Consider the following 26,242-nt stretch of genomic DNA (forward strand, 5'->3'; position numbering starts at 1 on the left):
AACCAGCTGGGGAAGAGCCTTCTCAGCACTCGACCGGCGAACATACGTAGGCACCATGAAGTCCCTTATTCCCGCTGTCTACTTCTCGCTGGCGGTCGCCGTTGTCGCTGTCATAGCGGCAAGGCCGTCCGGCCCCTTCGTCCTCGTTGTAACCTCACCCGCGGCACATGCGGCGGGTTCGATGGCAGTCATTGACCGGGCTGACGGTGCTTTCGTCTGGGCTGGAAGCGTCCCGTGGATGTCGGTCGCTTATTCGCAGGCTCCGGATTTTCCGGAGCGGCTTCTCGATGCGGGCGCTTTGCTCGTCATCAACCATGATCTGGCGCTTGGTTGCCTGCAAGGAATGAACACATGAATGAACTGAATAAGCTCAGAGACAGGATCTCCTACGGCATCGTCGGACTGCTCTGGATCAACTTTGCCCTGATCGTCGTCCGCAATCTCGTCCGCGAGCAGGGTGTCGACTGGACCATGATCCTGGCCACTCTCGCCCTGTTGGTGCCGGCCACACTCTTGTGGACAAGGGATCGTACCGGCGCGACCACCCGCATGGTTACCTCCATGGCGAATGCGGCGACGGTCGCTATTCTCGTTTTCGCCTTCCAGGGCTCGCCGCTCCAAATCGACATCCATATGTACTTCTTCGCGAGCCTGGCGATCTGTGCCGCCTGGATCGATTGGAAGGCGATTATCGGCTACGCCGCGCTCGTCGCGGTCCACCATCTGCTGCTGTATGTTGCGATGCCGCTGGCGGTCTTCCCGGGTGATTCCGACTTCTCGCGCGTCGTCCTGCATGCGGTGGTGCTGATCGTCCAGAGCATCGTCCTGATCGCTCTGACCTCGGCCGTCGTCAAGGCATTCGATGTCTCCGACAAGGCTGTTGCCGATGCAGTCGCTGCCGAGCGCGAGGCCGTAGAGATGGCCGATCACGTCAAGCGAACCGATGCCGCTGCCGATGCCGACCGCCGCAAGCGGGAAGCGGAAAAGGCGCGGGAAGCCGAAGCGGTGGACTACGCCGTTTCCGAACTGGCCAGATCGCTGCAGAAGCTGGCGGAAGGGGACCTCTCCTACCGCATCGACAGCGCCTTCTCAGGCCCGCTTGATGAGCTGCGAACGTCCTTCAATGCCTCCGTGCAGAAGCTCGAAGTCGTCGTTTCTCAGGTCGGTCAGGTGGCCTCAGTTCTCCGCAACGGTACGGGCCAGATCGGCCAGGCCAACAACGATCTCTCCGCCCGCAGCGAGCGCCAGGCCGCGTCGGTCGAGGAAACCGCGAGCGCGCTGTCCAGCGTGATGGCCACAGTGAAGGAAACCGCGTCTGTCGCGGATTCGGTCGGCAAGTTGGTCAACCAGGCAAGGATGGGTGCGGAACGATCCGGCACGATCGTAACCGACGCGGTCTCTGCCATGAGCCGTATCGAGCAGTCGTCGCAGTCCATTTCGAACATCATCGGCGTCATCGACGAGATTGCCTTCCAGACCAATCTTCTGGCGCTGAACGCCGGCGTCGAAGCGGCGCGTGCCGGTGAGGCCGGAAAGGGTTTTGCGGTCGTCGCACAGGAGGTTCGCGAACTCGCTCAGCGCTCCGCCAATGCAGCGAAGGAGATAAAGACCCTCATCAACGCATCCGGGGAAGAAGTGCGCAACGGTGTGTCACTGGTCGACCAGGCCGGCGAGGCTTTGAGCACGATCGCGACCGAGGTTCAGTCGATCAGCCACGAGATCTCCAAGATCATCGATGGTGCCAAGACCCAGGCACAGGGCCTTGTCGAGATCGATCAGGCGGTCGGGCACATCGACAAGAACACCCAGCGGAATGCTGCGATGGTGGAGGAATCAAGCGCTGCGATCCAGCAACTCGTCCAGGAGGCTACCACGCTGGATCACCTGATGGCGCAGTTCAAGACCGGATCGAAGACGGGTTCCGGAACCCGTCGCGCCGCTTGACCGCAGCTAAGCCCATATCCGCACGAAAGACTTGGGGTCACGATCGTCGTGGCCCCATTTCCGTTTTAGAGCCCCGTCAGGCCTCTGTCGCGTCTCACAGCCACTGCTGGCCCTGGCTGCGGACGAAATAGATCAGGTCGAGGCTGAGGCTCGGCTTGCCCAGTCCGGTCAATCCGGCATGAACCTGCCCACGATGGTGGGTCTGGTGGTTGAAGACATGGGTGAGGGCCGGCCAGAGCTTATGGCTTACGCGTTCCGGCGATGTGACCGGCGTGTAGCTGAAGTCGCTATCCAGCCGCTCCGCAGTCAGGCTCTGCGCATAACGGATGATCCGCGTGTCTTCTTCCAGCCGAGCGTCCCGCAGATCCTCGAAGTCATCATAGGGGCGCTCATCCAGGGAGCGGGGCATCGGGCCTTCGCCGGTGAACCGGTTCAGCCAGATCCGGTCTGCTGTCAGGATGTGGCTGAGCGTGGCGAAGATTGATCCGAAGAAGGCGCCGGTATCGCGGTGGAGTTCTTCGGTCGAGAGGTCTGCGACAGCAGAATAAAGCAGCCTGTTGGCCCAAGCATTGTAGTCCGCGAGCATCTGATAGTTCTGCATGGTACGCTCCTGATTGTGGTCCTGCATCCAGTCTAGCCGGCTTCGACCGAAATGGGGGTTATGGGTTCCATGAAAAATGCTGATTTGCATCCGGCCCCGTGATCGGCTTTTTTGGTGCGAACATAGGAGATCCCGATGACGATGACCCTCTATTCGCTGTGCGGCGCCGATGCCGCGCGTCCCTTCTCGCCCCATTGCTGGAAGACCGTGATGGCCCTCCACCACAAGGGCCTTGCATTCGAGGAGCGGCCGCTCGCCTTCACGGCGATCCCAACAATCGAGGGCGGGTTCTCAAAGACGGTTCCGATCCTTAGGGACGGTCAGGAACTGATCTCCGACAGCTTTCGGATCGCGCTCTATCTGGAGGAGGCCTATCCCGAGCAGCCGAGCCTGTTTGGCGGGCAGGGCGGTGTCGCCGCAGCACGCCTGGTGGAGGGCTATTCCCAGCATGTCGTCCATACCGCGATCACGAAGATCGCTCTCGTCGATATCCACGACATGCTGGCTCCCGCTGACCAGGCCTATTTCCGCAAGAGCCGTGAGGAAAGGCTCGGACGGACCTTGGAGGACATGGCCGCCGGTCGCGACGCCGCAATTGCAGCCCTTCCGGCAGCGCTCCAGCCGCTCCGTCACATGCTGGGCTTCCAGCCTTTCGTCGGCGGCGCAACCCCGCTCTTCGGCGACTATATCCTGTTCGGTGCGCTGCAATGGCTGAGGGTCACCACGGGCGCCATCCACCTGCCGGCGGATGATCCAGTGAGCCTCTGGTTCGACCGTTGCCTCGAATTCCATGACGGCGTCGCCCATGCGGTCGCCTGACCGGTCAAAACCGTGTGATTGTGACGTCGTCGTGAAATTGTCGAAGCCCTCTTGTCTTCGTGATTCGGGGCGGGTAGATACCGCCCACTTTCCCTGACAGACAAAAGGATGAGACAGATGGCGATTGAACGCACCTTCTCGATGATCAAGCCCGACGCCACCAAGCGCAACCTGACCGGCGCCATCACCAAGGTCTTCGAAGACAACGGCCTGCGCGTCGTCGCTTCGAAGCGCGTTTGGATGAGCAAGCGCGAAGCCGAAGGCTTCTACGCCGTTCACAAGGAACGCCCCTTCTTCGGCGAACTGGTTGAAGGCATGACCTCGGGCCCGACCGTCGTTCAGGTTCTCGAAGGCGAAAACGCCATCCTGAAGAACCGCGAAATCATGGGCGCCACCAACCCGGCCAATGCCGACGAAGGCACGATCCGCAAGATGTTCGCCCTGTCGATCGGCGAAAACTCGGTTCACGGTTCGGACGCTCCGGAAACCGCTGCCCAGGAAATCAGCTACTGGTTCGCCGACACCGAAATCGTCGGCTGAATCAAGTCCTGAGGCTGAAGCCTCAAGACGTTGGATAGATTAAAGAACCGGGGCTGAAAGGCTCCGGTTTTTTCATGCCGCCATGTGGTCGAGACAAGGGAAGGCACACGTCGGCTCGGCCAAAGCGTGAGCAATCCTGCCAAGTCGAGATCGATTGGCGGCTGTGGCAGTTCATGCGAGGCGTACGCTTATCGGTTCCAGCGATCCCGTGCCGTATCGTCGGCGTCCTTTGCCGCGACCCAGTCGCCGCTGGTGCCATCTTGCGCGTGTTCCTTCTTCCAGAACGGCGCTGAGGTCTTCAGGAAATCCATGACGAAATTGGCGCCGTCGAAAGCCGCCTGCCGATGCGGGGCAGCGGCAAGGACGAGCACGATCTGTTCCCCCGCCTCGATCCGCCCGAAACGGTGGATGGCAGTGAGCCCCAGCAGCGAGAAGCGATCGATCGCAAGTTTCGCGATCCGGGTCATCTCTGTTTCCGCCATGCCCGGATAATGTTCGAGTTCGAGCGCCGAAAGCGTTCCCGCCTCGTCGCGGCAAAGGCCGACAAAGGAAACGAGCGCTCCAATGTCCTTGCGCCCGGCTGAGAGAGCCTGCGACTCGACTGCCGGATCGAAATCCTCGCGCTGGACGCGGATGGTGGGGGCGGGCCTGATCGTCACGGCTTGTCCTCCAGCGAGCTGACTCTCAGCCGCCGGTCATCGGCGGGAAGATGCCGATCTCACGGGCGCCAGCAATCAGTTCGTTATGCTCGACATGTTCCTGGTTGATGGCGACCCGGATCGCCTTGGGAAAGCGCAGCGCCTCCTCATAGCCTTCGCCGAGGGTCCCAAGCCAGGATACCAGCTCGCCGGCGGTCTTGACCTCGGCCGGGATCTCCAGCTCTTCCTCGCCCTTGCCGATCCGCTCGCGAACCCAGGCGAAGTAGACGACCTTCACCATCTCAATCCACCATGTGCTTCGCGCCGGCGCGGAAATAGTCGTAGCCGGTATAGATGGTCAGGATGGCGGCGATCCAGAGAAGCGCGATGCCGATATGGGTGGCGAGGCCAAACTCGACATAGGGTAGAACTTTATCCCCCGCCGGGCCGGCCAGAAGGAAGGCGAGTGCGAACATCTGCGCGGTCGTCTTCCACTTGGCGATCTGGGTAACTGGCACGGACACCTTGAGCGCCGCCAGATACTCACGCAGGCCCGAGACCAGGATCTCGCGGCAGAGAATGGTGATGGCGGCCCAGAGCGACCAGCCCGCGATCGTGCCATCCGCGGCCATCAGGAGCAGCACCGAAGCGATCAGAAGCTTGTCGGCGATCGGGTCCAACATCTTGCCGATATTGGATGTCTGGTTCCAGATGCGTGCCAGATAGCCGTCGAGATAGTCGGTGATCGAGGCGACGACAAAGATCGTCAGCGCCGTCCAGCGGGCGAAGTCGGAGCTCTGAAGTCGGCCTTCCAGGAAGAAGCACACGACGATGAGCGGCACGGCGAGAATGCGAGCGTAGGTCAGGAGATTCGGAATGTTGTATGCGCGCGAAGCCATGATGCCCTGTCTTTGAAGTCTGGTGCTCTGAGTGATGTGATGGGTTTCCGTCGAGGCCGTCAACTCAAGAATTCTGAATCGTCTGTATCATCATCTCGACCCCGGATGCGTCGTTTCCGTGTCAGTCACCCCTGCTTTCGTGAAAATGGTTGTAGATCAGCCGCGCAACCGCTTCCGAGATGCCCTCGACAGCCATCAAGTCGCTGACCGCGGCGCGGGATACAGCCTTGGCCGTGCCGAAATGCTGCAGCAGCGCCCGTTTGCGCGTCGGTCCGATACCGGCGATCTCGTCGAGCGGGTTCTTGACCATTTCCTTCTTGCGCCGCGCCCGGTGTGAGCCGATTGCAAACCGATGCGCTTCGTCGCGCATGCGCTGGATGAAGTAGAGAACCGGGTCGCGCGGCGGCAGCGTGAAGTCGGGCTTGCCCTCGACGAAGAAGCGCTCGCGGCCCGCATCGCGATCCACACCCTTGGCAACGCCGATGGCAATCACGCTTTCGGTGATATCGAGATCGGCAAGGATCTTGCGCACGGCACTCATCTGGCCCTGGCCACCGTCAATCAGAATGACATCAGGCCAGGCGGGGAAGGGGCTGTCCCCAGAGTCTTCCGGGGCCGCGCTGCGGTCCGGCTTGCCTTCCTCCTTCAGCAGGCGCGAGAAGCGTCGGGTCATCACTTCGCGCATCATGCCGAAGTCATCTCCGGGCGTGATGTCGGTCGATTTGATGTTGAACTTTCGGTACTGCCCCTTCACGAAGCCTTCCGGCCCCGCGACCACCATGCCGCCCACCGCATTGGTGCCCATGATATGGGAGTTGTCGTAGATCTCGATGCGGCGCGGCACGTAAGGCAGCTGAAAGGTCTCGGCGAGACCGGCCAGCAGACGCGACTGCGACGCGGTTTCGGCAAGCTTCCGCCCATGTGCCTCGCGGGCATTGGCATTCACGTGATCGACGAGATCCTTCTTTTCCCCGCGCTGCGGCACGCTGATCGAAACCTTGTGCCCGGCCTTTTCCGACAGGGCGGAGGCGAGCAGGTCCTGCTCCTCGACCTCTTCGGACAAGAGGATCAGCCGCGGCACAGGCTTGTCGTCGTAGAACTGCGCGAGGAACGAGTTGAGCACTTCCGCTGCGCTCAGTTGCGGATCGGCCTTGGGGAAATAGGCCTGGTTGCCCCAGTTCTGGCTGGCGCGGAAGAAGAAGACCTGAATGCAGGACAGCCCGCCTTCGTGATGGATGGCAAAGACATCGGCCTCGTCCACACCTGCCGGATTGATGCCCTGATGGCTCTGCACATGCGACAGACCCGCGAGACGATCACGGAACACGGCGGCGCGCTCGAAGTCGAGATCCTCGGCCGCCTCGTTCATCGCGCGCGCCATGGCTTCCTTGACGTTCTGGCTCTTGCCCGACAGGAAGTCCTTCGCTTCGCGCACCAGGCCAGCATAGTCCTGATCGCTGATCTCATGCGTGCACGGACCCGAACAGCGCTTGATTTGATAAAGCAGGCAGGGTCGCGTGCGGCTCTCGAAGACGCTGTCGGTGCAGGTGCGCAGAAGGAAGGCGCGCTGCAGCGAATTGATCGTGCGGCCAACCGCACTCGCCGAAGCAAAGGGGCCGAAATAGTCGCCCTTGCGGGCGCGCGCCCCGCGGTGCTTGTAGATGGCGGGCGATCGGCTGTCGCCGGTGATCAGAATATAGGGAAAACTCTTGTCGTCGCGCAGAAGCACGTTGAAGCGCGGGCGTAGGCGCTTGATCAGGTTGGCTTCGAGCAGCAGCGCCTCGACCTCGGTGCGGGTCGTGACGAACTCCATGTGCACGGTGTCCCGCACCATGCGTGACAGACGGTTCGAGTGAACGCGGCCCTGGGCATAATTGCTGACACGCTTCTTCAGGCTTCGAGCCTTGCCGACATACATGACCTCGCCGGCCTTGTTCAGCATGCGGTAGACGCCGGGCGCATTGGGCAGCCGCTTGACGAATTCGGCAATCAGGTCAGCGCCGGTGAGCCCTGTTTCATCAAGGCCGTCGACATGCCAGTCGATCTCGATGCCGGGGCGGGTGGCATCCACCTCCGCCACGACGTCGTCGTCATCCTCTTCCGAACCGTCATAGAGAATGCCGCCATCGGGCAGCTTTCCTCCATTCATTCATTGATCTCCGTGCCGTGCCAAATCAGATGCTGGCCCCCATCCAAGGCGATCATTTGGCCGGTGATCGACGGCGTGTCAAAAAGAAAGCGGATCGTGCGGCCGAATTCATCGAGCGAGGGGCCGCGCTTGAGGGGCAGGCTGTCGATCTGCGCCTGAAAATCCTCTGGCCGCTGCCGTTCCGAAATCAAGCTGGGGCCGGGGCCGATCGCATTGACCCGAACACGAGGCGAAAAGGCCTGGGCCAGCGTTTGCGTCGCTGTCCAGAGGGTCGATTTCGACAGCGTATAGGAAAAGAAGGTCGGTTTCAGCGCCAGGACGCGCTGGTCGATGATGTTGACGATCAGGCCTGCGCTGTCCTCGGGCAGCGCCTTGACGAGCGCACCACTGAGGATCGCTGGTGCCCGTACATGTACGTTGAAGTGCCGATCGAAGATTTCGGGATCGAAATCGATGGCGGAATCATCCTCGAAGATCGAGGCATTGTTGACGAGCAGCCCGACAGGCCCGAATTCGGCTTCCGTCTGCGCAATCAGTGATCCGGTCTCAGAAATGTTACCAAGGTCCGCCTTCAGCGCGATTGCCCGTTTTCCCTCGGACCGCAATGTGTGGGCCACGGCCTCTGCCTCATCCAGCGAACCGTTGGCATGCAATGCCACGGCAAAGCCATGGGCCGCCAAGTCTTCGGCGATGGCGCGGCCAAGTCGTTTTGCGGATCCGGTGACCAAAGCCACCTTCGGGATGCCGTTTTGCATGTGTCTTACCTTGTGCTGTCAGTGGTGTTGCGCTGCATATATGGCGCCGAGGCGACATTTAAACGGGGCATTCCTGAAACTTTGCCCGGGGTTTGCTTTGTGGGGTCCGCGTATAATGTAAGTATAAGTTGATGAAATCTTCAGTAAATCGCGTAAAGCATTTGTTATGGTTAACGAATCGTTTGTGTCTTTTAAGCAACGTCCCGATTTGGTCATGGCGATGCCACAATGAATTCACATTTCCGCTCTTTCATTTCCTCAATTTCTATTCATCTAGACAGTCGGAACGGACAGATTACCCACTAACGTTCAGGCCGCCGTTGGTTCTTAGTGAAGAGCGGCCGGGAACCGAAAGGAGACTAACATGCGTACCCTCAAGATCATGCTTCTGGCATCCGCCACCTCCGTCGCAGCTTTCGCCGCCCAGGCAGCTGACGCCATCTACCAGGCACCGGAAGCCCCGGCTGCCGCCGAATCCTACTCTGCGCCGGCAGGCAACTGGTCGGGTGCCTATGTCGGTGGTGGTCTGACCTACGACTTCGGCAAGTTCACCGGCTCGAACAACGGCCGTGACGCCAAGGACCTCGGCGGTACCCTGTACGGCGGTTACAACATGCAGAATGGCTCGATCGTATACGGTGCTGAAGCCGACATCAGCTACAATGGCGAAGAAGGCAATGCTGGCACCCAGGCTGGCGTCGCTGGCGGCCTGACTGGCACCCAGGGCGTCAACGGCTCGGTCCGCGGTCGCGTCGGTTACGACCTGAACCCCTTCCTGGTCTATGGTACGGCTGGTCTGGCTGTTGCCAACCATGAGCTGTCCGGCGCCGGAACCGATGACGAGAAACTGGCAGCCGGTTACACGGTTGGTGCCGGTGTCGAGACCTTCGTCACCGACAACATCACGGCACGCGTCGAGTATCGCTACAGCGACTACCAGAAGCGCGACTTCAACCTCGGTGGTTCGACCATTTCCCGTGGCTTCGACGACCACTCGGTCAAGGTCGGCATGGGCGTGAAGTTCTGATCCACGCGATCCAGAAATGAAGAAAAGCCGGGCATCGTCCCGGCTTTTCTGTTTCTGGTTGGTAGCTTCGGGCGATCAGGCCTTCGGGCGCAGAGCCGGGTAGGGCTCGAAAGCCTTCGCGAACTTGGCCGGCCATTCCGTGAGCGCGGCCCGACCATTTTCCCATTCGCCGGGGAAGCGCAACATCAGGTAGCCGAGGGTGGACGCCAGCGCAAAGTGGCCGCCATGCAGCTTCTTTCCGATCTTTGGCAGGTGCTTGTCGAGATGATCGAGGCTGCGGTTGATCTTCGCCCATTGCCGGTCGATCGCATCCTGGCTGACGAGTTCCGGCGGCCGGAAGCGCTTTTCGTAGACGATGGCCAGCAGGCTGTCGCAGATACCGTCGGACAGGGCCTCGAGCACATCCGCTTCGGTCCGCTTCTCGTCCTTTTTTGGATAAAGACGTTTGTCGGACGCGCGATGCAGATACTGCATGATCGCGCGGCTGTCGAAGATGGCCGTTCCGTCGTCGGTGATCAGCGTCGGGATCTTGCCGAGCGGATTGGCGTCGACGAGTTCCGACGGGTTTTCCGCCGTGTTGACCCTGACCTCTTCCAGTTCGATGCCAAGATGGCGGGCCGCCATGCGAACCTTGGACGAATAGGGCGAGGCGGGCGCGAAGAGCAGCTTCATGATGGTTTCCTGTGGCTCTCGTGGCGAGTTAACGCGTAGGCGGGATAGTGATCTCGGAGCGGCGGCACGACCGGCTGTCGACCTCAGGGCAGGCGCGGAAGCCAAGCGACCGGTCGAGGCATATCCTGACTTCGTCGACTCTCTCCCTATCACAGGTCACGGCGACTGCCGAGCGGGTGAGCCCCGGATTGCTGCGGATGAAGGCTGCCTCCACGGCCTGCGGTGATGTCCGGCTTTCGATGTCCACATTGGAAAGCTCGGTCGGAAGGCGAATGGTATCATGCGCTTGGCGCACGAGTTTGAAGTAATCGGTCATGCCGAGCCCCGAACAGGAGCCATGTTTGCGCCACTGGTGGCCAACCAGCCCCATGCTCGGCATGATGTCGATGACGGTTCGCCCGATCCGCTCGGGGACACGGCTGCCTTCCGGTGTCGGGCAATTCTCCGGCCAGCCCGTTTCATTCTGCGGCCAAAGCCCGTGCACCACCCATCCGAAGTCCTTGCCCGCGCCGCATTGCTCGCGGTTGCGGCCGGCAGCTTCGCCGTCACAGAAGGTCGGCGACCAGGAAAGCGCCAGCACGTAGAAATCGAACCCGCTGCCTTGCGGCGCTTCCGGGGTGTCCGTCCCCTTTGCCGGCTGACGCTGTTCGGGAGAGCGAGGCGGGGCAGTTTCTGTTGATGACGCAATTGGCGTGGACCGTTCGGCGGGACCGTCTGCCGGCAGCAGACTGTAGACGACCGAAGCCGCAAGCAGCAGGCCGAAGGCGAAAAGACCGGTATAGCGTCCCATGCGCTGCTCGGCTCCCGCTCAGTCTTCGCCGCGCAGCCAGAAGCAGCGATGTGAGGCGTATCGATCCTGCGCCATCAGCCGCTTCAGTTCCGGCAGCACCAGATGCATTTCGTCCTTCAGCGTGAAGGGCGGGTTGACGATGACAAGGCCGGTGCCGGAAAGGCCCGTCTGCTCGCGGTCGCTTTTCACATGCAACTCGGCGCAGAGCATTTTGGGTATGCCAAGCGCCTGTAGGGCCTCGTGGAATTCCTTGATCGGCGCGCCCTTCTTGATCGGATACCAGAGGCAGTAGACGCCATTGGCAAAGCGGCGATGCGCCTTGGCAAGCCCGTCCACCAGCCGCTCGTATTCGCCCTCGATCTCGAAGGGCGGATCGACCAGCACGATGCCGCGCTTTTCCTTCGGCGGCAGATGCGCATTCAGTGTCAGCCAGCCGTCGAGTTCGGTCACGCGGACCTGGAAATCGCCCTCGAACAGCCGCGAAAGCGCCCGCGCGTCCTCGGGATGCAGTTCCATCGCCGACAGCCTGTCCTGCGGACGGAAGAGATCGCGGGCGAGTTTCGGCGAGCCCGGATATTTGGCAAGCGGGCCGCCGGTCTCGCGATCCGGGTTCAGAGCCTTCACCGCGTCCAAATAGGGCGCCATGATATCGGCCACCTTTTCCGGCAGCTCGGCATCGATGACCTTGGCGATCCCCTCCAGCCATTCGCCTGTTTTCTGCGCCTCACCAGAGGATAGGTCGTAGAGCCCAATTCCGGCATGGGTATCGAGCACGCGAAACGCCTTGTCCTTCTGCTGCAAATAGATGATCAGCCGCGACAGGACGAGGTGCTTCAAGACATCGGCGAAATTGCCCGCGTGATAGATGTGGCGATAATTCATTGATCGTTCCGATGGCAGTGATGAATTGTTCGAATGGGGCTTTTGAGCGTTCAGGCCTTGGCCTATAACGGCCCCATGAACATCCAGAGCCCCATCCGAAACCGGTCGGTCGGTCATACGGCCTGTCCGCATGACTGTCCATCCACCTGCGCGCTTGACGTCGAGCTGACCGAGGACGGTCGCATCGGCCGTATGCGCGGCGCGACCGAGAACAGCTATACGGCGGGCGTCATCTGCGCCAAGGTCGCGCGTTATGCCGAGCGGCTCTACCATCCGGATCGTCTGATGAAGCCGGTTCGTCGGGCCGGCGCCAAGGGCGCGGGCCAGTGGCAGGACGTCACCTGGGAAGCCGCCCTTGACGAGATTGCCGACGCCTTCGTCAAGGCCGAGCAGCGCCACGGCTCCGAAGCCGTCTGGCCATATTTCTACGCCGGCACCATGGGCCTGGTGCAGCGCGATTCCATTGAGCGCCTGCGCCACGCAAAGAAGTACTCCGGCTTCTTCGGCACGATCTGCACAAACATGGCCTGGACCGGCTATGTCATGGGCACGGGCACGCTGCGCGGCCCGGACCCGCGCGAAATGGCCGTCTCCGATTGCGTCGTCATCTGGGGCACCAATGCGGTCGCCACCCAGGTCAACGTGATGACCCATGCGATCAAGGCGCGGAAAGATCGCGGCGCGAAGATCGTTGTCGTCGACATCTACGACAATCCGACGATGAAGCAGGCCGATATGGCCCTCATCCTCAAACCCGGCACGGATGCGGCGCTCGCCTGTGCCGCCATGCATGTCGCCTTCCGCGACGGTTACGCCGACCGGGAGTATATGGCGAAGTTCGCCGATGATCCGGCAGGGCTCGAAGCGCATCTCAAGGATAAGACGCCGGGATGGGCCTCGACCATAACAGGCCTCACGGTCGAAGAGATCGAGGTCTTTGCCCGTCTCGTCGGTGAAACGAAGAAGAGCTACTTCCGCCTCGGCTACGGCTTTACTCGCAGCCGCAATGGCGCGGTCTCGATGCATGCGGCCCTCTCGCTCGCAACCGTGCTCGGCTCCTGGCAATATGAGGGCGGCGGCGCCTTCCACTCGAACAGCGACATCTTCCAGCTGAACAAGGCGCAGCTGATGGGCACTGGTATGGTCGACCCCGAGATCCGCATGCTCGACCAGTCGCAGATCGGCCGCGTGCTGACCGGGGACGCCGAAGCGCTCCGCCATCGTGGGCCCGTCGATGCGCTGATCATCCAGAACACCAATCCGGTCAATGTCGCGCCCGAACAGCGGCTGGTGAAGCAGGGTTTCCTGCGCAACGACCTCTTCGTCGCCGTGCATGAGCAGTTCATGACCGAGACGGCCGAGCTCGCCGATATCGTCCTGCCCGCCACCATGTTTGTCGAACATGACGACATCTATCGCGGCGGCGGCCAGAGCCATATCCTGCTCGGGCCGAAGCTCGTCGATGCGCCGCCGCTGGTGCGCACCAATCTCTTCGTCATCGAGGAGCTGGCCAAACGCCTCGGCATCGCCGATCGCCCGGGCTTCGGCAAGACCGAGCGCCAGCATATCGAACACATGCTCTACATCAGCGGCAAGCCGGATTTCGACACGCTGATCGAGGACAAGTGGCTCGACTGCCAGCCGGCCTTCGAGGACGCCCATTATCTGAACGGTTTCGCCCATCCGGACGGCAAGTTCCGCTTCAAGCCGGACTGGGAAGGAACGCCAGCCCCGAACAAACCGCCGGCAAAGCTTGGCTCGCTGGGGCCGGTGAAGGAATTGCCTGTGTATCCTGACCAGGTCGATCTGATCGAAGTGGCTGATGCCGAACACCCCTTCCGGCTCGCGACGTCTCCGGCGCGCAATTTCCTGAACTCTACCTTCGCCGAGACCAAGACCTCGCGCGACAAGGAAGGCCGCCCCGAGGTCATGGTCAATCCGTCCGATGCCGTGAGCCTCGGTCTGATGGATGGTGATGTTGTCAGCCTCGGCAACCTTAGGGGCGAACTCCGCATCCACGCCAAGATCACCGATGCCGTGAAGCCGGGCGTGCTGGTGGCCGAGGGCCTCTGGCCGAACAAGAGCCATCTCGACGGCGAGGGCATCAATGTCCTGACCGGTGCCGATCCGGCAGCACCCCATGGCGGTGCCGCCTTCCATGACAACAAGGTCTGGATGAGAAAAGCCCTGGCATGAGCATTTTCGACAAGGCCCGGATCGCGATCCTGGAAGACAAGACGCTGTGGAAGGGCTGGAGCCATCTGCGCGGCATCACCTTCGATTTCTTCCGCGAAGGCAGGGCGCCGCACCGGCTCTCCTGGGAGGTGTTCGAACGCCGCAATGCGTCAGCCATTCTCCTGCACAATGTCGAACGCGACACGGTCACACTGGTCCGCCAGCTGCGCATCGCAGCTCACTTGAGCGGCGAATATCCCTACCTGCTCGAGGTCCCGGCCGGCTTCATCGACGACGGTGAAACCGCGTTGCAGGCGGCGCTACGTGAGGCGCAGGAGGAAACCGGCTTCAAGATCGCAACGGCAACCCCGGCCTTTGCCGCCTTCATGTCGCCCGGCTCCGTCACCGAGAAGCTGCACGGCTTCTACGCCGCCGTCACCGATTCCGAGCGCATAACAGCCGGTGGCGGGCTCGACGACGAACAGGAGGATCTCGAAGTGGTCGAGCTTGCCTTCGCCGAAGCCATGGAGATGGTCGAGGCCGGCGAGATCATCGACGCGAAGACGATCATGCTCTTGCAATGGGCCGCGCTGAAGCGGAGCGGCAGGGGCACGGGTCAGTCGTCCAGCGATGCGATGTAGCCGCCGGTCTGACGCGCCCATAGTCTGCTATAAAGACCACCTGCACTCAGCAGATCGTCTGGTCTTCCTTCCTCGATGATCCGTCCTCTGTCGAGCACGACGATGCGGTCCATGCGGGCGATGGTCGACAGCCGATGCGCAATCGCAATCACCGTTTTACCCTCCATCAGCAGGTCGAGCTTCTCCTGGATCGTCGCCTCCGCTTCGCTGTCGAGCGCGGACGTTGCCTCGTCCAGCACCAGGATCGGCGCATCCTTGAGAAGGACCCTAGCGATGGCGACCCGCTGCCGTTGCCCGCCTGAGAGCTTGACGCCACGATCCCCGACATAGGCCGCATAACCGGTGCGTCCCTCGCTGTCCCTCAGGTCGGCGATGAAGGCATCGGCCTGAGCAAGGTGTGCCGCGGCTTCCAGCTCTGCCTGCGTGGCGCCCGGCCGGCCATAGAGGATGTTGTCGCCGACCGAGCGATGCAGCAATGATACGTCCTGAGCGATGAAACCGATCTGCGCGCGGAGGCTCGCCTGGGTCACTTCGGCGACATCCTGTCCATCGATGACAATGCGCCCGCCATCGAGGTCGTAGAGGCGTAGCAGCAGGCTCACCAGCGTCGTCTTGCCAGCGCCGGACAGACCCACGAGCCCAACCTTCTCGCCGGCTGAAACCGACAGCGACAGGTCGTGAATGACTTGCTGGCTATCGTGATACTCGAAATGCACTCGGTCGAAGCGGATCTCGCCGCGCGTGACGGTGAGCGCCTTTGCTCCCGGCACATCAACCACGGTCGGCGGCGTGGTCATGACCGGCATGGCGTCGCGAATTGTGCCGATCGCTTCGGAAATCTGTTGACCGAGACTAAGGAAGCCTCGGGAATTAGAGGCCAGCCGCTGGGTGATGGTTATTGCAGCGACGAATTCGCCGAGTGTGACGAAGCCATCGGCAATCCCCCAGAGGCTGACTGCAAAGATGGCGATGAACAGCAAGGTGTTGGAGGAGATGACCAGGAGATCTGCGGTAAGGCCGATGCGGCGCTCCCGAAACTGTGCGGTCATCGACCGCTCCATCACACGCCGCAGCGCACCGGCCTCGCTGTCCTCGGCGGCAAAGAGCTTGACCGTCTGGATGTTGCTGTAGAGGTCGGTCATCTCCCCGACCACTCGGCTGCGTGCCCGAGCCGCCGTCTTGGCCGTTGCGCTAAACTGCGGCACGGCCTGTTTTGCGATCACGGCATTCATGGCGATCCACACAAGGACCGGGAGCGTCAACGGCCAGGACAGCGCCGTCAGAAGCACGACCGAACCGACCATCTGCACAAAGAAGATTGGCAGCGTCCGGACCGCCGCCGCCATCTGTTGCTTGACGGCCCCCGCCACCTGAGCGATCCGGCTGGCCACCTGGCCCGAAAACTGGTCATGGAAGAAGCCGAGATCCTGGCTTTCGACCGCCTTGTGACCATGCCACTGGATGAGTGTGGGAAGGCTGACGCTGAGTACGTGGACGCCCAATGCATTGCAGAGAAAGATCAGCAGCGGCAGAATTGGGAAAAAGAGCGCGACGAAACCAGCGAGTGGCCAGCGATGGGCATCGAGATAGGGAAGCAGACCTTGGCTGGAGATGCCGTCGATCAGGTGTGAGACACCCCAGAGGACAGTCAGATTGACGATCTCGACGCTGGCTGACAGGCCAAGCACGACCAAACACGACTTCGGTGCGTATGCGACGAAATGCAGGACCAGCCGCAGGGGACCGTCACTCGGAATCCTTCGATACGGTACTTCGAGCGGTCGGAGCAGCCTTTCAAAGGGGGTGAAAATCCGATCGGAAAACATCATGAGAGGTCCCTGGCAGCAGCTTTACGTGATCAAAATGAGAACACGAATAGAGCTGAGTCCAGCGGAGAGAGGAACCCTTAGATTTAAACGGGGGGGTGAATAGATCGCAAGCCAGGCCTCAGGCGCTGATCAACCTGGCTTCCGCATCCGTCTCCGAAGCCAGACGTTCGACGCTGCCATCGGCAAGCATGGAGACGCTGCCGGAGGCAACGAGCTTCAGTGCCGCCGCATAGGTCTGGTGCTCGACGGTGAGCACGCGGCCAGCAAGGGTTTCCGCTGTGTCGTCGATCAGTACGGGCACGACCGCCTGCGCAATAACAGGCCCCTCATCCATGCCTTCGGTGACGAAATGCACCGTGCAGCCAGCAACCTTCATGCCGACATCGATCGCCCGCTGATGGGTGTTAAGGCCGGGGAAGAGCGGCAGCAGGGAAGGGTGGATGTTGAGGATCCGTCCGGTATGCGGACGGATGAAGTCGCCGGATAGCAGGCGCATATAGCCGGCAAGGCAGATGAGATCGGGACCGATTTCAGCAAGGTCGGCGAGGATCGCGGCCTCATGCTCGGCCTTGGAGCCATAGGCCTTGCGCTCGAACACGCGTGTCGGAATTCCGAGAGATTGCGCTTTCGCAAGCCCACCGGCCTCAGGCTTGTCGGAGAAGACCGCCACGATTTCGGCAGGATAGTCGGCCGCTTCGCAGGCTTTCGCCAGTGCCAGCATGTTCGATCCGCCGCCGGAAATGAAGGCGACGACGCGTTGGCGCCGGGCGCTCATAGGGCGAGCGCACCCTTGTAGGTCACGCCATGCGCACCTTCTTCGCGGGCGATCATCCGGCCAAGACGGGCCACGGTTTCGCCCTCGGCTTCCAGCGCCTTGGTGACCTCGTCCACCTTGTCGGCGGAGACGACGACGATCATGCCGATGCCACAGTTGAAGGTCCGCAGCATTTCGTTCTGGGCAACGCCGCCGGTCTTGGCGAGCCAGGAGAAGACGGCCGGAACCTGGAAGGAGGAGAGATCGATCTCGGCAGCGAGGTGCTTCGGCAGCACGCGCGGAATGTTCTCAGGGAAGCCGCCGCCGGTGATATGGGCGAGTGCTTTGAGCGCCTTGGTTTCCTTGATCGCCTTCAGGAGCGGCTTCACATAGATGCGGGTCGGGGTCAGAAGCGCTGCACCCAGCGACTGGCCCTCAGCGAACGGAGCCGGCGCATCCCAGGCAAGGCCCGAGAGCTCGACGATCTTGCGCACCAGCGAGAAGCCGTTGGAATGCACGCCCGAGGACGAGAGCCCGAGGATTACATCGCCTTCGGCGATGTCGCCTGATGGCAGCAATTCGCCGCGCTCGGCGGCACCCACGGCAAAGCCCGCGAGGTCATAATCGCCCTTGGAATACATGCCCGGCATTTCAGCGGTCTCGCCGCCGATCAGCGCGCAGCCCGCCTCGCGGCAGCCGGCAGCAATCCCCTGGACGATCGCGGCACCCTGGTCCGGGTCGAGCTTGCCGGTGGCGAAGTAGTCGAGGAAGAGCAGCGGCTCGGCGCCCTGAACGACCAGATCGTTGACGCACATGGCGACAAGGTCGATGCCGACGGTGTCGTGGATATTGGCGTCGATGGCGATCTTCAGCTTGGTGCCGACGCCGTCGTTTGCCGCAACCAGGATCGGATCCTTGAAGCCGGCGGCCTTCAGATCGAAGAGCCCGCCGAAGCCGCCGATCTCGCCATCCGCACCCGGACGGCGCGTCGACTTCACGGCCGGCTTGATCTTCTCGACCATCAGGTTGCCCGCGTCGATGTCGACGCCCGCATCGCTATAGGTCAACCCGTTCTTGCCAGCCTGGCTCATGCCTGCCTCCGATCCTGCGAGAATTTCGGCTGGCCATGGCATGAAGCGCCCTTGGATGCAAGCTGCGAGCCGCAGAAGCCCACGATTTCCCGGGCATTCTGGCCCGCGATTGCATCTTGTCACTGCCGATCGGGTGGCAGTTCTTGACCAAGGCTTCTGCGGTAACCTATCTCCTACTGTGGCGCCGCAGCATGGTTTGCGGTCCTGCACAGGGCTCGAACTTCGAACGGAGACGCACATGGCTCACAACATCAGTGCAATCGGCCTCCGCCGCCAGGTCTTCTTCTGGCTGCTGACGCTTGCGATATTCGTCGCCTTCCTGATGTTGTTCTCGTCGATCCTTCTGCCCTTCATCGCCGGAATGGCGCTCGCTTATTTCCTCGATCCGGTCGCCGATCGGCTGGAGCGGATCGGTTTGAGCCGCCTGATGGCGACGGTGGTCATTCTCGTCTCTTTCGTTGTCGTCTTCGTGATGTCGCTGATGATCATCATCCCCGTGCTTGCCAGCCAGCTCAATGAGTTCATCCAGCGCGTGCCCGCATATGTCACGCAACTGCAGACCTTCATTGCGACCTCGAATGCCTCCTGGCTGCCGGATTGGGTGGATGGTCAGATGGGCACGATCCGGGAGAACTTCTCCCGTTATTTGAGCGAAGGCGTCGGCTTCCTCGGCACGCTTGTCGAGCAGATCTGGAATTCCGGCAAGGCGCTGCTCGACATCGCCTCGCTGCTGGTGGTCACACCTGTCGTTGCCTTTTACCTGCTGCTCGATTGGGACCGCATGATCGAGAAGGTCGATAGCTGGGTGCCGCGCCACCAGCTCGGCACAGTGCGCCAGCTCGCCACCGAACTCGATAACACGATTGCGGGCTTCGTGCGCGGTCAGGGTTCTCTCTGCCTGATCCTCGGTATTTTCTATGCGGTCGCGCTTTCGGCCGCTGGCCTGAATTTCGGCCTCCTGATCGGCTTCTTTACCGGCATGATCAGCTTCATCCCCTATGTCGGATCGACAGTCGGTCTGCTCCTGTCGCTCGGTGTCGCACTTGTGCAGTTCTGGCCGGATTTCATCTGGGTCGGCGTGATCGCCGGCATCTTCTTCCTCGGCCAGTTCATCGAGGGCAATATTCTGCAGCCGAAGCTCGTCGGCAAAAGCGTTGGCCTGCACCCGGTCTGGCTGATGTTCGCCCTCTTTGCTTTCGGTGCGCTCTTCGGCTTCGTCGGTGTTCTGGTGGCCGTGCCCGCGGCCGCGGCCGTCGGCGTACTTGTTCGTTTCGCGATCTCGCGTTATCTTGACAGCGATCTCTATTACGGAACCTCGGTCGTCATCGCGCCGCCTTCCCAGCCCGTTGGCGAGATCGCATCCCCAAGCTCCAAAGACGTGCCCGAGGCATGAATGACTGACGCCAAGATGGCTCCCGAAAAGCGTGGAGCCGCCGAACAATTGCCGCTCGCCTTCGAGCATGGTTCGGCGACCGGTCGTGACGACCTGCTCGTTTCCGAACGCATGGCCGCTGCCGTGTCGATCGTCGACGCCTGGCCGAACTGGCCGTCGCCGGTGGTGATCCTGACCGGGCCGGAAGGCTCGGGAAAATCTCACCTCGCCCAGATTTTTCGCGACACCAGCGGCGCGACGGATATCGTGCTGCAAGCCGGGCAGGGCGCGTCGCAGGTGGCAGCCGCAGGTCCGGTGCTCCTCGAGGATGCCGACCGCGCCGGCTTCGACGAGGTCGAGCTCTTCCACGTCATCAATGCCGTGCGTCAGCATGGTACGACGCTGCTGATCACCTCGCGCAGCTTTCCCCCGTCCTGGAACGTCGCGCTCCCGGATCTGAATTCGCGCCTGAAGGCGGCCACGGTCGTGGAAATCGGAGCGCCGGATGAAGACCTGCTCGGCCAGCTGATCACCAAGCTGTTCGCCGACCGCCAGCTTTACATCGATGACAAGATCGTCGGTTATATCGTCAGCCGTATGGAGCGTTCCTTCTTGGCCGCTCAGGTTGTCGTCGATCGCATGGACAAGCTGGCGCTGGCGCGCCGGGCCAAGATCAGCCGCAGCCTGGCTGCGGAGGTTCTGGAAACGCTGGAGGCGGCAGACGCCCAGGAGTAGTCGTCACAGATCTGTCGTTAAATTGTTATAATCGGCACCAACGATAACCAAGGGGCGAATCATGGACAGCGCAGTACACGGCACAGATGGCGAAACCGGTCTGGAGGTGGCGCCGGCCGAGGACCTGCTGTCCAGCCCGCTACGCTTCATAAATCGCGAATTCTCCTGGCTGCAGTTCAACCGGCGTGTCCTCGAGGAAACCCTCAACACCGCCCATCCACTGCTGGAACGTATTCGCTTCCTGTCGATCTCTGCAGCGAACCTCGACGAGTTCTTCATGGTCCGCGTCGCCGGTCTCGAAGGGCAGGTGCGGCAGGGCATCGTCGTCAAGAGTCCCGATGGAAAGACGCCGGCCGAGCAGCTCGACGACATCCTCAAAGAAATCGATAATCTGCAGATGGAGCAGCAAGCCTCGCTTGCCGTACTGCAGCAGTATCTCGCTCAGGAGGAGATCCTGATTGTCCGCCCGGCGGCGCTATCCGAGGCTGACCGGACCTGGCTTGAAACGACTTTCGAAGAAGCGATTTTCCCGGTTCTGACGCCGCTCTCGATCGATCCGGCGCATCCGTTCCCGTTTATCCCGAACCTCGGCTTCTCCATGGGCCTGCAGCTCTGCTCGAGCCGCACCGGCGAGCCTATGACGGCATTGCTGCGTCTGCCGCCGACGCTCGACCGCTTCATCCGTCTGCCGGACGAGGGCGTGACGATCCGCTACATCACGCTCGAGGACATGGTCGGGCTGTTCATCAACCGGCTTTACCCGGGTTATGAGGTCAAGGGTTTCGGCACCTTCCGCATTATCCGCGACAGCGATATCGAGGTTGAGGAAGAGGCGGAGGATCTCGTCCGCTTCTTCGAGACGGCGCTCAAGCGCCGCCGCCGCGGCTCCGTGATCCGCATCGAGGTCGACTCGGAGATGCCGGTGGCCCTGCGCCAGTTCGTCGTTCACGAACTCGGTGTTGCCGACAATCGCGTCGCCGTTCTCCCCGGCCTGCTCGCCCTCAATACGATCTCGGAAATCACCAAGGCCCCGCGCGACGACCTGCGTTTCGAGCAGTACAACGCCCGTTTCCCCGAGCGGGTCCGCGAACATGCCGGCGACTGCCTGGCCGCGATCCGCGAGAAGGACATGATCGTCCATCATCCCTATGAGAGCTTCGATGTTGTCGTGCAATTCCTGCTGCAGGCCGCGCGCGACCCCGATGTTCTCGCAATCAAGCAGACGCTCTACCGCACCTCGAACGACAGCCCGATCGTGCGCGCCCTGATCGATGCCGCTGACGCGGGCAAGTCGGTGACGGCGCTCGTCGAGCTCAAGGCGCGCTTTGACGAGGAAGCCAATATCCGTTGGGCTCGCGACCTCGAACGCGCCGGCGTCCAGGTCGTCTTCGGTTTCATCGAACTCAAGACCCATGCCAAGATGTCCATGGTCGTGCGTCGCGAAGACGGCAAGCTCCGGACCTACTGCCATCTGGGCACGGGCAACTATCACCCGGTGACGGCGAAGATCTATACGGACCTCTCCTTCTTCACCTGCAATCCGAAGATCGCCCATGACATGGCGAATGTCTTCAACTTCATCACCGGCTACGGCGAACCGGAAGAGAGCATGAAGCTGGCCGTCTCGCCCTACACGTTGCGTCCACGCATTCTCAAGCACATCCACGAGGAGATCGCGCACGCAAAGGCCGGTCGTCCGGCCCAGATCTGGATGAAGATGAACTCGCTCGTCGACCCCGAGATCATCGATGCGCTTTATGCGGCAAGCGGGGCAGGGGTCGAGATCGATCTCGTCATTCGCGGCATCTGCTGCCTGCGGCCGCGCGTGCCGGGTCTCTCCGACAACATCCGGGTCAAGTCGATCGTGGGCCGCTTCCTTGAGCACAGCCGCATCTTCTGCTTCGGCAACGGTCATCGTCTCCCGTCGGAAAAGGCGCTGGTCTATATCGGTTCCGCCGACATGATGCCGCGCAATCTCGACCGCCGTGTCGAGACGCTGGTGCCGCTCATTAACCCCACTGTGCATGAGCAGGTCCTGTCCCAGATCATGCTGGGCAACCTGATTGACAACCAGCAGAGCTACGAGATATTGGCCGACGGTACGTCACGCCGCATCGAGGTGCGACAGGGTGAGGAACCTTTCAACGCCCAGCACTATTTCATGACCAATCCGAGCCTTTCGGGTCGCGGAGAAGCATTGAAATCAAGCGCACCGAAACTGATCGCCGGTCTGATATCCGGCAGGAAACGATAACTCTGGTACCTCATGACAAGATCTGAAGCGCAGGGGCGTCTTCCCGGTATCGCCCCTGTCTCCGTCGTCGACATCGGCTCCAACTCGATCCGCCTGGTGATCTATGAGGGGCTGGCCCGCGCGCCGACGGTCCTCTTCAACGAGAAGGTTCTCTGCGGCCTCGGCAAGGGCGTCGCAATGACCGGCCGGATGGACGAGGATGGCGTCGAACGGGCGCTGGTGGCGCTCCGCCGCTTCCGCGCGCTCTCCAATCAGGCGAAGGCGACGCGCATGTATGTGCTGGCGACCGCCGCAGCGCGCGAGGCCTCCAACGGTCCCGATTTCATCGCCCGAGCCGAGGAGATCCTCGGCCACGAAATTCAGGTCCTGACCGGTGAGGAAGAGGCGAAATACTCCGCCCTCGGCGTCGTCAGCGGCTTCCACGATGCCGACGGCATTGCCGGCGACCTCGGCGGCGGATCGCTGGAACTTATCGACATCAAGGGCAAGAGCTTCGGCAAGGGCGTCACGCTGCCGCTCGGCGGTTTGCGCCTGTCGGAAAGTGTCGAAGGGTCGCTGCCCAAGGCCCGTGCGCTCGCGAAGAAACTGATGGGTGACGTATCGCTGCTCAAGAAGGGGCAGGGGCGCACATTTTATGCAGTGGGTGGCACCTGGCGCAACATCGCCAAGCTGCACATGGAAATTCGCAAATACCCGCTGCACATGATGCAGGGCTATGAACTGCCCTATGACGAGATCGCCTTCTTCCTGGAGGAGATCATCTCGGGCGCCAACAGCCGCGATCCTGCCTGGTCGACCATTTCCAAGAGCCGCCGTAACCTGATCCCCTTCGGGGCCGTCGCCATGCGCGAAGTGATCGAGATCATGCAGCCGAAAAGCGTCTGCTTCTCGGCCCAAGGGGTGCGTGAGGGCTACCTCTATTCGCTGTTGCTCGATGAAGAACAAGCGCTCGATCCGTTGATCGAGGCTGCCGATGAACTCGCCATCCTGCGTGCCCGCTCACCGGAACATGCCCGTGAGCTCGCCGACTGGACGGGCCGTATGATGCCCTTCTTCGACATCCAGGAGACGGAAGAGGAAAGCCGCTATCGCCAGGCCGCCTGCCTGCTTGCCGATATCAGCTGGCGCGCTCATCCCGACTATCGCGGCCTGCAGGCGCTGAACGTGATTGCCCACTCCTCCTTCGTCGGCATTACGCATCCGGGCCGCGCCTTCATTGCGCTCACCAACTACTACCGTTTCGAAGGCCTGCATGACGACGGCCAGACCGGCCCGCTCGCTGCCATCGCCACCGAACGCCTGCTGGATAGGGCAAAGCTCGTCGGCGGCATGCTGCGCGTCGTCTATCTCTTCTCGGCCTCGATGCCCGGCGTCGTCAACAACCTGACCTTCCGGCGTTCGGACAGCCCGGAGCTCGACCTCGAATTCGTTGTCCCGAAGTCCTACCAGGACTTTGCCGGCGAGCGGCTGGACGGCCGCCTGATGCAGTTGTCGAAGCTGACCGGCAAACGGCTGGCGTTCGTCTTCGAATAGGGGCGCTAGCGCACTCCTATCCACCCATCTCTCGCTTGAGCGCTGTGATCGCTATGGCGATTGCTCGCGTCTGAGGGACGGGCTACAAATCTCCAAGATTTGCAGCCTTGATTGGAGAGGGTGTCATGGCGGTCAGCAGCAATCCCAAGCAAGTACCGCTTCCTGCAGCGATCCGCAAAACGATGCTGGCCTTGGCGGTGGCCACCTCGCCGTTGATCTTCCTTGTGCCTCACGTGAACGCCGAAGAGGCGCGTATATGGATGGGGGAGGCGCAAGAGGGTGGCGCCGTGCTCCTCTACGGCATGCCACAGACCGATGATGTGCCGGTGAGCTTCCGCTGTGAACTGCCAGCACGTGATTTTATCATGACGCTCTCGCTGGATCCGGATTTCGAACCGAAGAGCGGCACGGTAAAGCTGACGGTGACCGCGCCGCCTCTCGCCGATCAATTGGTCGTCGATGCAGAGATCCAGTTTCTGGAAGAGATGGAGCTGACATTCCTCGAAGCGCGCCCAGCCTTCGATGCCGCCATTGCCCGGATGCTGAAGCAGGGAACAGAACTGAAGTTCACCATAGGCGAGAAGACCTTTACCTATCCGCTGACCGGGGCGGCAAAATCCATAGGACCGATCGAGGCGGCCTGCGCCAAGCCGACCTGACGCTCACACGGTCCTAGATTCGATAAAAAAGCGCAGGATCCTGAACCCCTGCGCTTTTCTCTTTCATGCGTCAGACCGAACACGTTCGTTGCCCGGCCCGAGATCTTGTGGTCGCTTACTTTGCTGCGAGGAATTCGCCCACTTCGAGCAGAACGAACTCGTTGTCGTCGGCCTTGTCGAGCGCACGGCCGGCCGAGAAGGGCAGGTTGTTGTCGTTACCGACGACGATATGGGTCGGATCGACGACATCGACATTCTCGATGGTGACGAAAGGCATGTCGTAAAAGCCTTCGCCGCCGCCCTGACGCTTCTTGTTGTCGGGGTCTTCGATCTTCATCAGGTCGATGTAACCGATCTTGCGCACGGCCTTGCCGGCGTTTTCTTCCGTCATCTCGATCTTGTAGATACGCTTGTGCTTGGCCGGAACGGCGAAGCAGTCGGCAGCCGGCGCCTTCGGATCGGCGCAGGCCTTTTCAACGACACCCGCACCGTTGTCACGCTCGATGACGAGGGCCGTCGTCTCGTCGATCATGTTGAAATCGCCGATCGCCTCGCCGCCTTCAGACAGCGGATAGAGCCAGGTCTTTCCCGTCCAGGCCTTGGAGGCGGCGTCGAGTTCGATGATACGCAGCGCCGTCAGGACATCTGCCTTTTCGACAGAAGCGTCTTCGAGGTAGAGCGGCCCTTCCAGCATGGCATAAAGTTTCGAGCCATCCTTGGAGATTGCGAGGCCCTCGTAGCCGCCGGAGCGTCTGAGGTTGAAGACGGGCATCTTCGCGGCCGGATTGGCCGGCACGACGAGCGTGGGATTGTCGGGCGACTTCACCTCGATCTCGCCGGCCTTGGTGGCGATGACGTCGGTCAGGGCGCCTTCGGTCGAAAACTTCAGCATGTAGGGGCCGAACTCTTCGCCGACCCAGAAACCGTCCGCGACCGGCTGGATGGATTCGACATCGAAATCGGCACCCGTCAGGTAACGCTTGTCCGAGCCTTCCATGACGATCGGGAAGGGGGTTTTCTTGTCGGGATCGGTGAGGAAGAGCGTCTTCTGGACGTTCACCGCGCCGGCATCCCAATCGAAGGTCAGGTGATGCAGCATTAGCATGGCATCGCTTGAATTGTTCTTCGAGCCGAAGCCGTTGTCGGAGAGGCTCCAGAACGTGCCGTCTTCCATGGCCTTGATGCCGGAGAAACCCTGCAGCGGCTGGCCGTCGAAGGGCAGCGAAAGGCCTGTCAGGCGCACGCCGTCCTTGCCGGGGACGCTGCCAAGCGCGTCCGCACGCTTGCGGTCCGCGGTCGAGAACTTGCCGGAGGTCTTGAGATGAGCGGGCGCATCCGCCGGAGCGCCGATGATGGTGTTGCCCGGCAGGATGGCGTGATTGACGAGCTTGGCCGGGAAAGCCTTCTCCTCGGCCGAGGCCTGGGAGACAAAGAGAATGAAGAGGGCGGCAGATGTCAAAAGAGCTTTGGTCATAGCGTCACC

25 protein-coding genes are annotated in these 26,242 nt (G+C 61.6%); 12 read left to right on the plus strand and 13 right to left on the minus strand.

The window, feature by feature from the left end; genetic code table 11:
• The first annotated feature begins 55 nt into the window (after positions 1-55).
• Entirely contained in the window at positions 56-355 is a 300-nt protein-coding gene (locus tag IP85_RS15200) for a hypothetical protein (RefSeq protein WP_054150523.1), read from the plus strand.
• Positions 352-1,944: a HAMP domain-containing methyl-accepting chemotaxis protein gene (locus IP85_RS15205; RefSeq protein ID WP_054150524.1), complete on the plus strand. Its 1,593-nt coding sequence runs from the start codon at positions 352-354 to the stop codon at positions 1,942-1,944. Before IP85_RS15200 ends, IP85_RS15205 begins: the two co-directional genes overlap by 4 nt.
• 94 nt (positions 1,945-2,038) lie before the next feature.
• Here the strand turns inward: IP85_RS15205 and IP85_RS15210 are convergent, their stop codons facing one another.
• Positions 2,039-2,545: a DinB family protein gene (locus IP85_RS15210; RefSeq protein WP_054150525.1), complete on the minus strand. Its 507-nt coding sequence runs from the start codon at positions 2,543-2,545 to the stop codon at positions 2,039-2,041.
• 135 nt (positions 2,546-2,680) lie between these two features.
• Here IP85_RS15210 and IP85_RS15215 point away from each other — a divergent pair, with 135 nt between their 5' ends.
• Together IP85_RS15215 and ndk are read left to right on the plus strand one after the other, a co-directional pair.
• On the plus strand, positions 2,681-3,364 hold the full coding sequence (locus tag IP85_RS15215; RefSeq protein WP_054150526.1) for a glutathione S-transferase family protein: 684 nt from the start codon (positions 2,681-2,683) through the stop codon (positions 3,362-3,364).
• Between the two features lie 117 nt (positions 3,365-3,481).
• A complete protein-coding gene (gene ndk, locus IP85_RS15220) occupies positions 3,482-3,904 on the plus strand; it encodes a nucleoside-diphosphate kinase (RefSeq protein WP_054150527.1) in 423 nt (140 codons plus the stop codon).
• 188 nt (positions 3,905-4,092) lie between these two features.
• Here ndk and IP85_RS15225 read toward each other — a convergent pair whose 3' ends face one another.
• The 5 genes from IP85_RS15225 to IP85_RS15245 form a co-directional block, all read right to left on the minus strand.
• Positions 4,093-4,563, minus strand: coding sequence for a molybdenum cofactor biosynthesis protein MoaE (locus IP85_RS15225; protein ID WP_054150528.1), 471 nt, complete (start codon positions 4,561-4,563; stop codon positions 4,093-4,095).
• Positions 4,564-4,588: 25 nt separating this feature from the next.
• On the minus strand, positions 4,589-4,843 hold the full coding sequence (moaD, locus tag IP85_RS15230; RefSeq protein WP_054150529.1) for a molybdopterin converting factor subunit 1: 255 nt from the start codon (positions 4,841-4,843) through the stop codon (positions 4,589-4,591).
• Between the two features lies 1 nt (position 4,844).
• Positions 4,845-5,441 carry a CDP-diacylglycerol--glycerol-3-phosphate 3-phosphatidyltransferase gene (pgsA, locus tag IP85_RS15235; protein WP_054150530.1) on the minus strand — a complete coding sequence of 199 codons (597 nt, stop codon included), beginning with the start codon at positions 5,439-5,441 and terminating at the stop codon, positions 4,845-4,847.
• A 121-nt stretch (positions 5,442-5,562) separates the two neighbouring features.
• Positions 5,563-7,590 carry an excinuclease ABC subunit UvrC gene (uvrC, locus tag IP85_RS15240; protein ID WP_054150531.1) on the minus strand — a complete coding sequence of 676 codons (2,028 nt, stop codon included), beginning with the start codon at positions 7,588-7,590 and terminating at the stop codon, positions 5,563-5,565.
• Positions 7,587-8,345: an SDR family oxidoreductase gene (locus IP85_RS15245; protein WP_054150532.1), complete on the minus strand. Its 759-nt coding sequence runs from the start codon at positions 8,343-8,345 to the stop codon at positions 7,587-7,589. Before IP85_RS15245 ends, uvrC begins: the two co-directional genes overlap by 4 nt.
• 364 nt (positions 8,346-8,709) lie before the next feature.
• Between IP85_RS15245 and IP85_RS15250 the strand changes: the two genes are divergently transcribed.
• The gene (locus tag IP85_RS15250) at positions 8,710-9,372 is read left to right on the plus strand and encodes an outer membrane protein (protein WP_054150533.1); all 663 of its coding nucleotides are present in this window, start codon (positions 8,710-8,712) and stop codon (positions 9,370-9,372) included.
• Between the two features lie 75 nt (positions 9,373-9,447).
• Here the strand turns inward: IP85_RS15250 and IP85_RS15255 are convergent, their stop codons facing one another.
• The 3 genes from IP85_RS15255 to IP85_RS15265 are packed head-to-tail and all read right to left on the minus strand — an operon-like array spanning position 9,448 to position 11,716.
• Positions 9,448-10,044, minus strand: coding sequence for a glutathione S-transferase (locus IP85_RS15255; protein ID WP_054150534.1), 597 nt, complete (start codon positions 10,042-10,044; stop codon positions 9,448-9,450).
• Between the two features lie 28 nt (positions 10,045-10,072).
• Complete coding sequence (locus IP85_RS15260) at positions 10,073-10,834, minus strand: ribonuclease T(2) (RefSeq protein ID WP_054150535.1); 762 nt, start codon at positions 10,832-10,834, stop codon at positions 10,073-10,075.
• An 18-nt stretch (positions 10,835-10,852) separates the two neighbouring features.
• On the minus strand, positions 10,853-11,716 hold the full coding sequence (locus IP85_RS15265; RefSeq protein ID WP_054150536.1) for a 23S rRNA (adenine(2030)-N(6))-methyltransferase RlmJ: 864 nt from the start codon (positions 11,714-11,716) through the stop codon (positions 10,853-10,855).
• A 33-nt stretch (positions 11,717-11,749) separates the two neighbouring features.
• Between IP85_RS15265 and IP85_RS15270 the strand changes: the two genes are divergently transcribed.
• Positions 11,750-13,912, plus strand: coding sequence for a molybdopterin oxidoreductase family protein (locus IP85_RS15270; RefSeq protein WP_054150537.1), 2,163 nt, complete (start codon positions 11,750-11,752; stop codon positions 13,910-13,912).
• Complete coding sequence (locus IP85_RS15275; RefSeq protein WP_054150538.1) at positions 13,909-14,532, plus strand: NUDIX domain-containing protein; 624 nt, start codon at positions 13,909-13,911, stop codon at positions 14,530-14,532. The genes IP85_RS15270 and IP85_RS15275 overlap by 4 nt, the downstream gene beginning before the upstream one ends.
• Here IP85_RS15275 and IP85_RS15280 read toward each other — a convergent pair.
• The 3 genes from IP85_RS15280 to purM all read right to left on the minus strand — a co-directional run bounded on the left by IP85_RS15280 (position 14,508) and on the right by purM (position 18,206).
• Complete coding sequence (locus IP85_RS15280) at positions 14,508-16,361, minus strand: ABC transporter ATP-binding protein (RefSeq protein ID WP_054150539.1); 1,854 nt, start codon at positions 16,359-16,361, stop codon at positions 14,508-14,510. The two genes, IP85_RS15275 and IP85_RS15280, sit on opposite strands and share 25 nt — an antisense overlap.
• Positions 16,362-16,479: 118 nt before the next feature.
• Entirely contained in the window at positions 16,480-17,136 is a 657-nt protein-coding gene (gene purN, locus IP85_RS15285) for a phosphoribosylglycinamide formyltransferase (RefSeq protein WP_054150540.1), read from the minus strand.
• Positions 17,133-18,206: a phosphoribosylformylglycinamidine cyclo-ligase gene (purM, locus tag IP85_RS15290; protein ID WP_054150541.1), complete on the minus strand. Its 1,074-nt coding sequence runs from the start codon at positions 18,204-18,206 to the stop codon at positions 17,133-17,135. The genes purN and purM overlap by 4 nt, the downstream gene beginning before the upstream one ends.
• Positions 18,207-18,444: 238 nt before the next feature.
• Here purM and IP85_RS15295 point away from each other — a divergent pair, with 238 nt between their 5' ends.
• The 5 genes from IP85_RS15295 (at position 18,445) to IP85_RS15315 (ending at position 24,759) form a co-directional block, all read left to right on the plus strand.
• Positions 18,445-19,599, plus strand: a complete 1,155-nt coding sequence (locus tag IP85_RS15295; protein ID WP_054150542.1) for an AI-2E family transporter — start codon at positions 18,445-18,447, stop codon at positions 19,597-19,599.
• A complete protein-coding gene (gene hdaA, locus IP85_RS15300) occupies positions 19,600-20,313 on the plus strand; it encodes a DnaA regulatory inactivator HdaA (RefSeq protein ID WP_054150543.1) in 714 nt (237 codons plus the stop codon). It begins immediately after the preceding gene.
• A gap of 61 nt (positions 20,314-20,374) precedes the next feature.
• The gene (locus IP85_RS15305) at positions 20,375-22,567 is read left to right on the plus strand and encodes an RNA degradosome polyphosphate kinase (protein ID WP_054150544.1); all 2,193 of its coding nucleotides are present in this window, start codon (positions 20,375-20,377) and stop codon (positions 22,565-22,567) included.
• Positions 22,568-22,579: 12 nt separating this feature from the next.
• Positions 22,580-24,100, plus strand: coding sequence for an exopolyphosphatase (gene ppx / locus IP85_RS15310; protein WP_054150545.1), 1,521 nt, complete (start codon positions 22,580-22,582; stop codon positions 24,098-24,100).
• Between the two features lie 125 nt (positions 24,101-24,225).
• Positions 24,226-24,759 carry a hypothetical protein gene (locus tag IP85_RS15315; RefSeq protein ID WP_054150546.1) on the plus strand — a complete coding sequence of 178 codons (534 nt, stop codon included), beginning with the start codon at positions 24,226-24,228 and terminating at the stop codon, positions 24,757-24,759.
• Positions 24,760-24,874: 115 nt separating this feature from the next.
• Here IP85_RS15315 and IP85_RS15320 read toward each other — a convergent pair whose 3' ends face one another.
• Positions 24,875-26,233 (minus strand): esterase-like activity of phytase family protein, encoded by a 1,359-nt coding sequence (locus IP85_RS15320; RefSeq protein ID WP_054150547.1) that lies wholly within the window; start codon positions 26,231-26,233, stop codon positions 24,875-24,877.
• Positions 26,234-26,242: the final 9 nt, after the last annotated feature.

The sequence above is a fragment of the Rhizobium sp. AAP116 genome (genome assembly GCF_001295785.1).
In the GTDB taxonomy this organism is placed as follows: Bacteria; Pseudomonadota; Alphaproteobacteria; order Rhizobiales; family Rhizobiaceae; genus Allorhizobium.

Excerpts from the sequence above, each read along its gene's own strand:
- IP85_RS15200 (WP_054150523.1), top strand. The coding sequence starts at position 56 with ATGAAGTCCCTTATTCCCGCTGTCTACTTCTCGCTGGCGGTCGCCGTT.
- IP85_RS15205 (WP_054150524.1), top strand. The coding sequence starts at position 352 with ATGAATGAACTGAATAAGCTCAGAGACAGGATCTCCTACGGCATCGTC.
- IP85_RS15210 (WP_054150525.1), bottom strand. The coding sequence starts at position 2,545 with ATGCAGAACTATCAGATGCTCGCGGACTACAATGCTTGGGCCAACAGG.
- IP85_RS15215 (WP_054150526.1), top strand. The coding sequence starts at position 2,681 with ATGACGATGACCCTCTATTCGCTGTGCGGCGCCGATGCCGCGCGTCCC.
- ndk (WP_054150527.1), top strand. The coding sequence starts at position 3,482 with ATGGCGATTGAACGCACCTTCTCGATGATCAAGCCCGACGCCACCAAG.
- moaD (WP_054150529.1), bottom strand. The coding sequence starts at position 4,843 with ATGGTGAAGGTCGTCTACTTCGCCTGGGTTCGCGAGCGGATCGGCAAG.
- pgsA (WP_054150530.1), bottom strand. The coding sequence starts at position 5,441 with ATGGCTTCGCGCGCATACAACATTCCGAATCTCCTGACCTACGCTCGC.
- uvrC (WP_054150531.1), bottom strand. The coding sequence starts at position 7,590 with ATGAATGGAGGAAAGCTGCCCGATGGCGGCATTCTCTATGACGGTTCG.
- IP85_RS15245 (WP_054150532.1), bottom strand. The coding sequence starts at position 8,345 with ATGCAAAACGGCATCCCGAAGGTGGCTTTGGTCACCGGATCCGCAAAA.
- IP85_RS15250 (WP_054150533.1), top strand. The coding sequence starts at position 8,710 with ATGCGTACCCTCAAGATCATGCTTCTGGCATCCGCCACCTCCGTCGCA.
- IP85_RS15255 (WP_054150534.1), bottom strand. The coding sequence starts at position 10,044 with ATGAAGCTGCTCTTCGCGCCCGCCTCGCCCTATTCGTCCAAGGTTCGC.
- IP85_RS15260 (WP_054150535.1), bottom strand. The coding sequence starts at position 10,834 with ATGGGACGCTATACCGGTCTTTTCGCCTTCGGCCTGCTGCTTGCGGCT.
- IP85_RS15265 (WP_054150536.1), bottom strand. The coding sequence starts at position 11,716 with ATGAATTATCGCCACATCTATCACGCGGGCAATTTCGCCGATGTCTTG.
- IP85_RS15270 (WP_054150537.1), top strand. The coding sequence starts at position 11,750 with ATGGGGCTTTTGAGCGTTCAGGCCTTGGCCTATAACGGCCCCATGAAC.
- IP85_RS15275 (WP_054150538.1), top strand. The coding sequence starts at position 13,909 with ATGAGCATTTTCGACAAGGCCCGGATCGCGATCCTGGAAGACAAGACG.
- IP85_RS15280 (WP_054150539.1), bottom strand. The coding sequence starts at position 16,361 with ATGATGTTTTCCGATCGGATTTTCACCCCCTTTGAAAGGCTGCTCCGA.
- purN (WP_054150540.1), bottom strand. The coding sequence starts at position 17,136 with ATGAGCGCCCGGCGCCAACGCGTCGTCGCCTTCATTTCCGGCGGCGGA.
- purM (WP_054150541.1), bottom strand. The coding sequence starts at position 18,206 with ATGAGCCAGGCTGGCAAGAACGGGTTGACCTATAGCGATGCGGGCGTC.
- IP85_RS15295 (WP_054150542.1), top strand. The coding sequence starts at position 18,445 with ATGGCTCACAACATCAGTGCAATCGGCCTCCGCCGCCAGGTCTTCTTC.
- hdaA (WP_054150543.1), top strand. The coding sequence starts at position 19,600 with ATGACTGACGCCAAGATGGCTCCCGAAAAGCGTGGAGCCGCCGAACAA.
- IP85_RS15305 (WP_054150544.1), top strand. The coding sequence starts at position 20,375 with ATGGACAGCGCAGTACACGGCACAGATGGCGAAACCGGTCTGGAGGTG.
- ppx (WP_054150545.1), top strand. The coding sequence starts at position 22,580 with ATGACAAGATCTGAAGCGCAGGGGCGTCTTCCCGGTATCGCCCCTGTC.
- IP85_RS15315 (WP_054150546.1), top strand. The coding sequence starts at position 24,226 with ATGGCGGTCAGCAGCAATCCCAAGCAAGTACCGCTTCCTGCAGCGATC.
- IP85_RS15320 (WP_054150547.1), bottom strand. The coding sequence starts at position 26,233 with ATGACCAAAGCTCTTTTGACATCTGCCGCCCTCTTCATTCTCTTTGTC.